Origin of the sequence: Sporotomaculum syntrophicum (assembly GCF_009932395.1) — a bacterium.
Lineage (GTDB): Bacteria > Bacillota > Desulfotomaculia > Desulfotomaculales > Desulfallaceae > Sporotomaculum > Sporotomaculum syntrophicum.
In genome coordinates, this window is record NZ_LSRS01000011.1 from 38,211 (window position 1) to 50,893 (window position 12,683).

The 12,683-nt window shown below is 42.7% G+C and carries 7 protein-coding genes; 1 reads left to right on the forward strand and 6 read right to left on the reverse strand.

Going from position 1 to position 12,683, the window contains the following annotated elements; translation table 11 throughout:
* The first annotated feature begins 199 nt into the window (after window positions 1-199).
* Entirely contained in the window at window positions 200-1,378 is a 1,179-nt protein-coding gene (locus SPSYN_RS15335; RefSeq protein WP_202623861.1) for a restriction endonuclease, read from the forward strand.
* A 114-nt stretch (window positions 1,379-1,492) separates the two neighbouring features.
* Here the strand turns inward: SPSYN_RS15335 and drmB are convergent, their stop codons facing one another.
* From drmB to SPSYN_RS15365, 6 genes are all read right to left on the reverse strand, one after another.
* Window positions 1,493-3,391 (reverse strand): DUF1998 domain-containing protein, encoded by a 1,899-nt coding sequence (drmB, locus tag SPSYN_RS15340; RefSeq protein ID WP_161823361.1) that lies wholly within the window; start codon window positions 3,389-3,391, stop codon window positions 1,493-1,495.
* Window positions 3,384-6,881 carry a helicase-related protein gene (locus SPSYN_RS15345; RefSeq protein ID WP_161823362.1) on the reverse strand — a complete coding sequence of 1,166 codons (3,498 nt, stop codon included), beginning with the start codon at window positions 6,879-6,881 and terminating at the stop codon, window positions 3,384-3,386. Before SPSYN_RS15345 ends, drmB begins: the two co-directional genes overlap by 8 nt.
* A gap of 25 nt (window positions 6,882-6,906) precedes the next feature.
* Window positions 6,907-8,646: a nuclease-related domain-containing DEAD/DEAH box helicase gene (locus SPSYN_RS15350; RefSeq protein ID WP_161823363.1), complete on the reverse strand. Its 1,740-nt coding sequence runs from the start codon at window positions 8,644-8,646 to the stop codon at window positions 6,907-6,909.
* Window positions 8,634-10,226, reverse strand: a complete 1,593-nt coding sequence (locus SPSYN_RS15355) for a DrmE family protein (RefSeq protein WP_243153085.1) — start codon at window positions 10,224-10,226, stop codon at window positions 8,634-8,636. Before SPSYN_RS15355 ends, SPSYN_RS15350 begins: the two co-directional genes overlap by 13 nt.
* A 5-nt stretch (window positions 10,227-10,231) precedes the next feature.
* Window positions 10,232-11,029 (reverse strand): hypothetical protein, encoded by a 798-nt coding sequence (locus SPSYN_RS15360; RefSeq protein WP_161823365.1) that lies wholly within the window; start codon window positions 11,027-11,029, stop codon window positions 10,232-10,234.
* 453 nt (window positions 11,030-11,482) lie between these two features.
* On the reverse strand, window positions 11,483-11,968 hold the full coding sequence (locus tag SPSYN_RS15365) for a hypothetical protein (RefSeq protein ID WP_161823366.1): 486 nt from the start codon (window positions 11,966-11,968) through the stop codon (window positions 11,483-11,485).
* Between the last annotated feature and the right edge of the window lie 715 nt (window positions 11,969-12,683).

Consider the following 12,683-nt stretch of genomic DNA (forward strand, 5'->3'; position numbering starts at 1 on the left):
AACAAAAAAATTAGTGCCAAGTAACATAATGGCTCTTTATGCACTTACTTATTATTGATAAATTATACCAGGCCTTTTTTATTCCTTATCTCAGCTTCAAACTTGTCACCCGGGTATTCTCATCTTAAAGGATTTCTTTTGATGCTTGCCGTAATAGTAACAACACTAGTTTTATTACAAAACGCCAGGAGGAACCACGTTGCAGCTAAATTACAGGGTCCCCTTTGACCAGCTTGATACAGCAGATCTTTTTATTGATGCTATTTATCAAGGCGGAAAAAAAGGCAATGTTACAGATGACCCGATCAACAAGTTAATGGGCTGTGGTAACCAGGGCGGCTTTCGTATTGCCGGCAAAGCCCCTTCTTACGGGTTTGCAGTGCTATACTCCAGTCTCAATGACCCGGACTGGCCAGATTATCTCGACTTTGAAACTGGCCTGTTTTATTATTACGGTGATAACAAGCAACCGGGCTACGATTTGCATTCCAAAAAAGGCAACCGGTTACTAATGCATGTTTTTAACCTAATACATACCTCAAAAACAGGCCGGAATAGCGTACCCCCATTCTTTATTTTCACAAAAGGCCCTCAGGGCCGGGATGTAGTATTTAGAGGACTAGCAGCGCCTGGCACAAGAGAGTTACCTCCCACGGAAAACCTTATTGCTATCTGGAAGAACAAGGACGGCTTTCGCTTTCAGAACTACAAAGCAGTTTTTACTATGCTAAATGTTCCGACACTTTCTCGTAGCTGGTTAAATGACATTAATAACGGTAACGTGCTTAGCAATAACTGCCCTGCAGCTTGGCGCCGCTGGGTAAAAACTGGCATCTACACTCCACTAAGGGCCCCGAGAAGCGTTGAGTACCGGTCAAAAGATGATCAATTACCTGCCAACAACACACAAAAAGATATCGTTGATAGCATTTATTACTACTTCAAAGATGATCCCTATGCCTTTGAAAAATGCGCTTCAGAAATTGCTCGTCTCATGGATCCTAATATCACCGGTTATGACCTTACCCGGAGATGGATGGATGGAGGCCGCGATGCCACAGGCAAATACCGTATTGGGTTGATAAATAACGCGATAATTGTCGATTTTGCTTTGGAAGCCAAATGCTTTTCAATTAATAACTCGGTAAAAGTAGAACATACATCCCGCCTGGTATCAAGATTACGTCACAGGCAGTTTGGTATTCTTGTTACTACGTCTTATGTCAGCCAGCAAGCATATAAAGAAATTAAAGAAGACGGGCACCCGGTCATTATAATTTGTGCCGCAGACATTACTAATATATTAACCCGGGCAGGTCTGGGCTCAAAACAAGCCGTAAACGAATGGCTAACTGAAAACTTCCCAAAAAATATTTGAGACTTTAATTGAGAATTGTTATTTTTGATTAAGATGCATTTTAAAAAACCTTTAAGGATTCTGGCACACCCAAACGTGATATTTTATTATACATAGCATGTCTTAACTAACTGCTTAAAACAAACCATTGAAATATCCTAGCTTATAGTTATCATGTGTTCCTATCACAAGAGCCCGGTCTAAAAACATGTTAAATTCCTCGCAAGCCGTTTCTGGAACCAAGGCGCAGTTATGACAAGCAGCCAAGTTACAAGAGTTAGGCCCTTGGCCACCCCAGGCTCCGAGTTCCATGCATACCGGGTCGGCTGAACACCACCTGGCATTTTTCAGTGCCCGGCGTATTACTGGTTCCAGATAACCAGGTTTTCCCATGCGAACCAGCCCGCCAAGTGTACCCTCTGAATCACCCGCTGCGGTGTAAATTAAGATTCCTGCCATTGGAGCCTGGTTGTTATCGGATACATACAATCTTTCCCGGAGTGATGCGGAACTGTATCCACATTCAAAAGTAAGCTGGTTCATTAAAAGATGCGCGAAAGTATGTAACAACAGGAATCTTGGGCCAATAGGTCGTTCCCGTAATCTCCGGTTCTGCTGGTTTTCGTGGTAACGTTTAATTAAAGGTTCAAGTCTTTCATTAATATCACTCCTGTTTTCTTCTATCCAAGCTTGCAACTCGTTTTCATTAAATTCCACAAATATACCCTCACCGAAAACAACGTACGCGGGAAGCCAGATTTCATCCTCTCGCGGAACATCTCGCCACAATAAAGCCTTCATATCTTCTAGAGTTTGCTCGTTTTCTGGGTTTACACGCCTGAACCCGGCCAGAGCCCGCGTTTCACGCAACTTGTCAACCAGCATTACCCTAGAAAAATACCTGGTAATAGACGGGTCATAGTTATCAAGACTAACTGGCCTCACGCGTAATTGTTCCTCATCACGTTCTCCACGGAGAACGTCAAATTCTTGCCTCCTAAATGCAGTTTCTGAGTTCTCATCTATAATAACACTCTCGCTATCGCCCTCTACAGATCCACCACTACTAAAAATAATCTCCAATGCGGCTTTTATTTGCTCGTCAGTAAAAGGTTGCAAAAGCAAACTACTCATATTTCTAAGGTCCACGGGTTTGATTTCTCCTCCCGAAGCGGATAAGGCATTTATAAATGTTGATAGCGGTGGTTCTTCAAGTAAAGAAACAAGTTCTGAGGGAACAGTACTATCACCCCTGGGAAGATAAATTGCACTATATACCAGCGGGAAATATACATTGGATGCATTTCGCAAAGCACCCCGCAAGGGTTTGCCGCATCCCGTCCCCTCATCCAAACCATGCCAGGGATTTTGGCCTTGACATACAAATTGCATATTTTTATCTAAGTGTTTCGTCAAGTAAGTATTACCATCGGGATATGCAGTTGTTGCACCGGCCATACTGCGCGAAGCTTCACCACAATCACATATAACTTGTTGACCAGCAAGGGTAGCCCCGCCAGTGCCGACAAGACGCATAGGTTTCCGGCAAGAGGGTTTAACTGACCTGTGAACCCATTCCCTCCATGGAAAATCTTGTATATGGCCATGCTCGCAAATAGCGACAAAAGGCACCTGTACCAAGTACCTGGTCCAGCCTTTACTCTCGCATTCTACGCATTTTACCTTTTCTCTTAATGTTAGCGGTTGTTCATATAAACGACCGCAAGTAGTACAGTAATGCCATTTAGGAAAACGGAGGAAAGGAACTGTTAACCAGCAGTTCGGGACATCTTCACCGCGCCGGGGTTTTCTAAAATCCGGCGGTTGCCGGAAATGGTCTACTTTTAACATATTTTGCAAGCGCCACTCGTCTTCCCTGAATTCACTCGGGTCGACACGCCCGCCTTCTGATTCATGCTTGTACCAGTGGTCTAACCCGCAAGCTATCAATGATGTCCCATCGCGGGAAACAATCATTGCACCTACTCCAAAAGGTGCAACCAGCTGCGCGCGCCGTAACGGGCTACTACTCAAAATCATCCTCTCCTTCCTGTACGTAAAGTGTAGTGATTGTAGCCCTACATTCCGCGTCTACGTTGCGCAAAGACATCGGTGTTGGCCATGACAGTTTAGCCTGCTGTTTAGTCGCGTAGGAGCCGGCTACTCTTAAAAGCGGTAACTCAGAACTTTCAATAGCTTCCCAGGTAGAACCATCCCATTTAACACGCTTCCAGTTTTGCCATTGTCTCGCGCGCTTTTCAATTACCTTTTCAGTATTTGAAGTCTCGTTTTTATCTATATTTTCTACGCGTTCTATTATTAGTTTCTTAAAATAATCTATAGTTTCTGACGAGTAGGGATAAGGGCTCCTAGCCAGCATCTCATTCCCTGCCTGTCTAGCATATGATACCATAACCGCGTGTAACGCGCGCTCCAAGGTCGGTGGTGAAAATGGTGTAGCACTAGTTGGCTCAACTTGAGCGTAAAGGCGCTCGTGATAGCTACGAAACTTTTCAAAGTGCGACCTGTCACGTGGTTTGGAAGCATTATATAAAGTTATAACCAGCCCGGGGCGTTCCTCCCACTTGCGTCCTACACGACCAGTAACCTGTATATACTGGGAGGTTGTTTTCGGCTGGCCAACCACACACATTAAAGAAAGCCTGTCTATATCTACACCTACTTCAATAATATTTGATGCCAGGCAAGCATCGACAGGAGTTTTATTACTCACACAGTTTACTTCCAAGTCTGAAATAGCTTCAGACACCTGGTCTCCCCGCAATCTGCTAGTTAATTCCAAAATGCGACGCAACTTGCGAATACCGCTATAATCTATGCCTGTACGGTTTTTGATAACCTTTAAATAATCTAGAATATCAGACTGGAACAAAGTAAGAGTTGTTCCCAGTTCCCTTAAGCTATTAAAGAAAAGTAACAATGTCCACCACGGGTCACGCTCTTCATTATCAAGATAAACAGGTGCTTGAAGCAGCGCCGTAAAACTGCGAACTTGGACGGTTTGCATTGAACGTAACCCTGGCGCGTGAACACCAACATATTTCTTGCCCGGGCGCAATTCCCCGCTGGGATACCTCGCGTAACGGGCAAAAAACGAGTCACTTGCATCCAGCCCAGGCGGCGGGAACAAGGCTACACTACTACGCCCGTAAAGCGCTAGTACCTGTTCTTCATAACGTCGAATAGTTGCTGTAGAGCAAACTATTTTAGGTCTAACAGGAATTTCTTTACGACTGTCAGTACAAAGTTCTTCGATTACTGTTTCATAAAGACCAACCATTGAACCCAGGGGACCAGAAATCAAGTGTAGCTCATCCTGTAAAATTAGTTGCGGAGGAGAAGAAAACCGCTCCCCGCCAGGTCCAATGCCAAACAAAGACCGGGCTTGTGGCCTCCATGCAAGCATTGCAAACTTGTCTACAGTTCCTATAACTAAAGAAGGTCGCTTCTCGTAAATATCCTCATCAGTAACGTAAACTGGCAAACCATTATAAAAAACACAATTAATATCGGTGCATTTCAATACTACTGTATTACCTTTTTTCTCGTAACCTTGTACTCTCGATATTTTGGCTTTCTTTGGAAGCTGGCCTTCATATCTTCCCATTTGAGCACCACACCACGGGCAACGCCCGAGGATAAAAAGATTTTCCTCGTTACGGCTTCTCTTTAAATTATTTAGCGCCTCTATAGCTTGCTTCTGGGTGTTAGGTGTAATAGTACCACCTAACCAGATCCCAATGGAAAATTCTTCTTTTCCTAGCATGTCCTCGTGCTGCCTGCGAAGGTATTCCATAGAACAAATAAGTGCTGAAGCACGCTGGAACTGCTGGGCTGTTAACAAGCGCAAAGTGTATCTCATTAATACATTTACCCCTGCATCAGCAGGTTCCTCCAGGCGGCGCATAAACATGGAAAAAGCCGCTAGACCTAGATAAGCTTCCGTTTTACCTCCACCCGTGGGAAACCAGATAAGTTCAACCACCTGGCGCTCCGGTATATTTCCACTAGCAGCAGAATGCAAAGACATGAGCAGAAATGCAATCTGAAACGGGCGCCACTTACCGCGCCCTGGGCCAGGATTGAGACAATCTGGCATTTTATATTCTTCCGAAAATGTAAAACGACAGGATTTAGGATCAAACTTGAGAAACCGTGGTTCCCTGTGAACTTGCTGGAGAAGCATGGCGTGATTTGCTAACCGGAAAGCTATGCGTGCTTTCTCACATGTCTTTAAGTATTTAAGTCCTTTTTCCATCCGGTTTGCACAACACTCGCACTCTTTAATATGTCTCTGTGCAGCATCCCGGTAATGCTCGTTATCAAGAGACGGTATTTCAGCTTTTCTTTCCTCTATCCATTTCCTGTATAAATCAATAACCTCGGCCAGCGCGCCAAAGCCGTCATCTCCCGGAACCAGGCCAGCCAAAGAAGCCATAGGTACTTCCACAAGACTACCATCTCGACGGGTAATATCCGGAGTAGTACTGGGAATCTCAACCACTGGAAGACATTCAGCACTCACCTGCATAGCCATACCAGTTCCCGGTTCTATTTCCCAGCTTGCTGCACACCCGTGGCCAACGGCATAAGTTTCTAGCTTTCTATAAAGAAGTGCCAGAGATTTTTCCTCATCGTCCATGTGCTCAAGAGAATGACCCGGGTACGGCTTAATGCATGGCTTACTGCCCGGCGCAACTACACACGCTTTAAAAAAGGATTGAAACAAGCACTTTTCATCAAATAACATGTTACCAGACTCGTCATTAATGGTACGGTTGACAAGACAAACAGTCAACAAGCGAGAGTTTAAATTATTATAAGGCCTAGAGAAAACTTCCACACGGAGGTCAAGCCCTTCCACTACGCGTGTTGTTTCCACCATCTTTTCCACAGGAGAACAGATTTCACTTGCATTAAACCTTGCCTCTATAGCTACCGGGCTTCGTAACCACCACTCCCGTTCCTTTCCTTTCACTGTTACAGTTTTCTTGTAATAACGCCCGCCGGTTGCAATCACAACTAGCTCCGACCCTTCAGGAAATTCTGCCAAAAAACTCACTGCCATGCTGCTTGGCTTAAAAGAATTCGCGGTAGAGATCTCAAAATCATCGGAATCAAGTTCACGAGCATCCTGATAGTTTTTCTCAGCTATCTTGGCATCATCCTTAGCACAATCTTCAGTTGTCAAATCTTCTGTATAGGTATCAATATTATCTTCTACATTTTCACTGTACTGGTTTTCGCTAGTCAAGTCACTTTCTTCTTCCATTAAGGTTCCCAGCGGGTAAAGCACCCCGACACCATACCGCGCTGCCGGCCTGTCACGCTGCAAGATTTCCTCGCCGCTATCTTTTTGTTTCCACGGCTTGTAAAAGTCTTTTTCAGATTCAAAGACAATTTGTCCCGAAATATCGATTTCCTCTCCTTGTGGTGACGGGCCAACAAGCTCTTCACGTAAAGCCTGGATTATTTTTTCTCTATTATTAATATGGACGCTCACAGTTTCACTCCTTATAAATCTTTTATTAACCCCTTCCCCGCTGTAAAAGAATATTTCTAACCTCGCTTTTTACTGTTTCCGCTGCCAGAACAACTAACCTGTGCAGAGCCCTTGTAAGAGCTATATAAAACAGGTTATCTGCTCCCGGGCCAGTAACCCGGTATACATCAGTAACAATTACAACCCCCGCTTCCAGCCCTTTAAAAGCATGGACAGTACAATAACCAATATGCCCCTTGCCAGCAGTTTCATATGGTTTTATTCTATCCTTCCACGGGATTGTGTTTACTTTAACAGCACATTGACCGCTAGCTTTGGGTGATAATATAACAATATCGCCACCACTGAAACCTTCTTCATACATTTTTTGAAGAATTTGAACCAGCAACTGCTGCTGGTCTTCTTCGCTACAGTAATAATGCAATTCCGGTTCTACCCTGTTATCAGGACGCAACACTTTGGTATAACCTGGTTGTGATTGACTAAGCATCTGGGCCAGTGCCGCTATCCGTGGTGTGTTTCGGCAATTTACTCTCAAAGAAAATACAGGTGCATGCCCCCCGCGGGACTTTATAAATTCTTCAAGTGAAAGACCAGCATTATTATAAATGTCTTGTTTCTCAAAATCTCCAAAAAATCTCCACCTACCGGTTGCAAGGCCGCCTTTTAAACTAAGATCTAAAAAGTCTAAGTAATTATTCCTGAGAATATCTTGTGCCTCGTCTACTACTAACTCGTCATAAACAAAATCCGCACCTTCGCTTTCTAAAAGTTTTTCCATAGCTTGGAAAGGAAGCTCATTATACCAAAACGAGCTATCCTGAGACTCACGCGGTTTTAATTGCTGGCCAGCAATTTTAAGCATATGACGATGGAGCGTGCTAGTAACAACCAAAGGGTTTAGATTACTAGTTTGTTCCTCTAGCCACTTCCCTAGTAACCTGTTAAAGCATACAAAAAGAACCTTCCGTCCTGCCGAGCATCCCCGCTTAGCAGCTTCTATTGCTAATAATGTTTTACCCGTACCAGCTGGCCCGGCAAAAGCAACGCGAGGATTTGATTCCATTGCATCAAGGGCTACAAATTGCTCTTCAGTATACCGTTTTAGTTCTTCATTTTTCCGAATAGCCCGGGTTTTAGCACTTTCAATAAATTCAAAATTTGGCCTTAGAACCCTGGCAATAGCCTCGCATTGCCCGGGATATGGCTCTCGAGATTCAGGGTGAAACCACGCTGCAGCATGGCCGTTTTGGAGAAAATTCCTGGCATTATTAAGAACTGCTTCGATTAGATTGCTTATTGGTCGCGCCCGGAATGCCCGGCTATCTATTACCTGCCAGGGATGCCACTCCTCCGAAGTCTTTTTAAACTCGATATACGGGAATACCACTGCTGACCAGAATACGACCCGCGACAAGCCCGGCCTGCACTTAACAAGCCAATTCCGCAAGCTGTGCATAGCTTGTGAAGCCTGTTTAAATGGCCCGCGAGGGTCTGGTTCCTGGTTAAACCCGTAGTACCAAAGCCCGTCTTGACACTTTAATTTTGAACAAGCTTTTACTTCCAGGCAAAGAACACCTTTTGAAGGAATAATAATAACAAAGTCAATTTCTCCTGACACTTGTTTTACGTGATTAGCTATATCAAGCGAGTGCAGGACAATCCAGTCACGAGTTTCCGGGTCGTTTTTTAACCTGTTAAATATCTCGCGTTCTCCAGGACTAGAACACCCGGTGGTAATAATCGCGGGAATCATTCTTGCCATGCATATTCATCCCTCTCGAAATAATGCCCCAGCCTGGATGCAGGAACGGTATATAGCCCGGGAGAAAAACCCTCTACTCTAAAGGCAGTTAGCTTTCCACCATCTCCTTGCTCCAGCTCAAAATCCATTCTCCCTGTTTTTTCAAGCTCGCTAAGGTCTGAATGCAGTACCTTTTTTAATAACAGGTTGCGAATATAGTGCCCCGCTTGCCTGTGTGCCGTTTCAATTGCTATAGCTACTTCCCAGTAATCGAGCACTTTTTCTTTTAACCCTATTAAGCTCATAATCGCTTCGAAATCTTCATAATTCTGCGGTCTAATAGTTTTGGTAGACATCCAGTTACGTACATTTGTAACGCTTGCTTTCACAGCACCACGTGACTTTAACGCTACAGAAGTTTCAGTAGTCCCCCTCTTACTTACTACATCTCGCAGGAGTTCCTTCCAGTATAATTGCATTTCCCTCGCTTGTCCCGCCTTATCACCTAAAATACGGTCAGCTACCGGTAAAATATAATCTCCTCCACCGCTAGTTCGCAGTAATATAAACATTCCTTCGTGTATATCTTTAACTCTAATTCTTTTAACACGAGATCCGGATTCATTTCCATCGATATCTTCTTCACTTTCATCTCCTTCCAAATCAATTACAAGCGCCTTTGACTTTTCAGAGCTTTCTAAAAATACAACTCCTTCTCCTACCAGCGAAAACAAGCGTGCCTCTACATATTCTTGGGTTTGGTCATCTTGAGATGTACTTAGATTTAGCCTGGCATTAATATCATCCCAGTTTATTGTTGGTAGTAACTCAGCAGGTTCATTATATTCCATTTCACTCAAGTCACGCGGTTCTTTCAAAACGCTATTTACTTCTAAATCACCAGAAACGGGATCCTGGCTAGCATGCAGGCTGTATTCCAAAAATGCTGGTTCTCGCTTCCACCTGTCTTTAATCCAGTTGTATCTAATTAAATGAATCTCACTTGCCCGGGGTGAATCAAAAATATATTCTGGGAACCACCGTGCCGGGCCAATTACCAGTAACCAGTCAAAAAGATTTCCTCCCTGTAGCTGGGATGTTCCTAACATTTGAACTTTCCGTAAAGCATAGTGTTCGGAAAAAACTTTCTCAACATGTTTTGTTAAGGAAGAATCTTTAATCAATAAAGCAATTTTATAACTATTTTGCGAGTTAACTAGTACTTTTAAATATTCTAGTAAAGGATTTTCATTAGACTGTGCAAGTTTACTAGCCATATCAAACAAGTCCCGTGCTTTACTAGCTATACCCGGGTATGTTAATTGCAACCGTTTTAATAATCTTGACATGTTTTCTATTGTTCCTGGTGCTATTACAGCCGGGTGACTAAACCTTAGCGGTGCCGAGCACAATTTGAACCTGTAACGTCGTAGCCAGCGTGTAAACTTGGACATGAATTCATCATCAACCTGCATTGTTGAACGTTCAAACCGGGAAACAGCGAGGCAAAAAGCTTGCAAATCCCGGTGGTTAACTTCATGCCAATTTATTTTACTATTGCTTGAACGGTTATATATTTCATTAGCAACAGGTAGTGACATAAACCTCACTTGCAAGCCTCCTTATAAGCACAGAGTTCAATACCAGGCGGAAAACCCTCAAGATCCAGCTTTAGTGCATCACCTGAGCGATTTTGTATGTACTCGTTATTAAATTCCTCCACAGCCTCCCGGTATGAAGGCTCAGTGCGGTCTAGTAAAACAACCCAGTTAGAATCCAGGCAATAATCTTTCCACCTCAAGAAACTACTTGCGCCATCAAACACTATTACTACAGGATTTTCTCCCTTATCAATCCCTTCAGCCAAGCTTTTAGTAGCAGGCCAAATATCTATCTTAAAATTTGGGCTGTTATTTAAGAACCTCCGGACCCTCAATACATCTTGCAAAGTTCCTTTTATAACCTTTCCACTAGGCTTATTTAATGCAAAAACCGTATTTTCTATCTCGTACTGGAGCCATTTAATATTACCAATTATTACACACTCCAAACACGAGCTCGCAACGAACTCGGCAGGAGTTACGTTTTCGAGCAAACAAGCAATAAACTCCCTGTTGGTGTTAACCAGCCTGCCAACTTGCCTGTCGGGAATAGATATATTCTGGTCCGGAGCAATAGTTACATCTAGTGCTCTTTTTTGTATGAACAGGTGAGTGGTATTATATTTATCCCGGAGATTTACTCTAATTGCAGGTTGATTTCCAACTTTATCAACGCCTTCAAAAATACCACATTTTATTCTATTACCAGCTTTAAAAAAAACTCTAGTACCTTTTTTTAGAGTACATAACTGCTTGAAATAGTTTTCAACAGTCTTTTTACCTAGTGATGCTGCCCGGGCCAATACAATGCCTGTTGCTAAAAAACTGGATGCAAAAGCTCTGGTAGGAACCGTTATACCGAGCACAGTACGGGTTCCTGATTTTGTTTTTTGTTTTTCTTTCTCACCTATAAAGGAGCCAAGAGTTGCAAAGAAATGACACCATTCGGGCACTTGAGTCATCTTTTCACTATCACTAATAAAAGACAAACCAGTAATATTTATTGGCATCATAACTCACCTGCCTAAAGATTAGCTATTAAATCCATTGCCAATGGCCACAAGCTATAATAAAATCCATACTATATTGTAAATTTAACGCATATTATATATAATCCCGCTATTTTTTGCCAACAAATAAGCATGCTTATATTGGTTCACCAGAAACCACTGTCTTTTCTTGGTTATTCGAATAACCCACCACTTTCCTGATAATTTCCTTTCAGTTTTTCATGGGTTCCTCTTAGCGGTAATAACCTAATCTTTGATCAATTTAACGGTATACCGGTCAATAAGTTCGAATAAGTGAGGGTAATTCTTGGCCCGGAGAAAAATTTGGTATTCTTCTGCTTTATTGCCGTCCTTTTTGCGGTATAAATTTTTCCTAAAAATCTCGTCACTAATTGCACGGGTGGATGCCTTATAGTTTGGCTGTTCCGATAATACACGAACCATTGCTTCGTGAAGGGTTAATTTTTCCACAAAAACCACTCCTTTATTTTTCATCCCGCTGCGGGTGAATATGGCTTGGCCATTTGGCCATAGTTGGCCGGGTTTAGGTGGCCAACCAGTAGGCGGACCCGGCAGCAGGTCCAGCAACGCTTGACAGGGTTTACCGTTATCCATCGCCTTTTTCATTTGTCCGTAAATATCTTCACAGCGGATCAGGAAGCAGCATTCCTCACCCCACCGTAATAGTGGACCGTAATACCCTAAAGCCTCGCCAAATAATTTTAAGTCCATGCATTGTAAATGAGTTCAAGAAACCATTTGATAATAGTACCATACCTTAACCAGTTGTATTATTCTTGCACAGTATTGCTAGTAAAAACCAATATTACCCTCAGCAAATTCGGAGAAAGTACGTGTAATACGTTAACATAGTAATAGGGAGTAGGTTTTCACGAAAAGAAAGCAACACAGCGATAAATTAAGGAATTAATTATTAAAGAGTGCATAGAAACAGGTAATGTTACCTTGGCAGCCCGCAGGCATGAAATGTCAGCTAATACTATTAATACATTGTTAAAAGAATAGTTACTGGAGAGGTTTAAGGCGGTAAATGATTTTACTTCTGTAATCGCAAATTTCCAATTATAGACATTAGCTTAATATATGAAAAAATAAGAAATTCGTTTTCGTCCAAAAATAAATAGCCAGCATTCACGAGGATGCTGGCACTAGTTGCTAATACTATAATTCGTCAAATGATTCTATTTTCCTTCAATAAAATAAATCCACCTTTAGAATTGGTTTTTTCAAATTTAATCCGGCATAAACTTTGCAAGGAGAGAAATCAGCTGTAGCTAGGAATTCTTCTTGCTTATACTCAAGTTTGACAGCACTATCCAAAGGAATTCAGTAATATCAACGGTTTCCGGGCACACCAAATAGACGTACCACTACAATATTCCTTTATATGGTAGATTTGTATCCTAGTATCCTTTTTGGCGGTCTG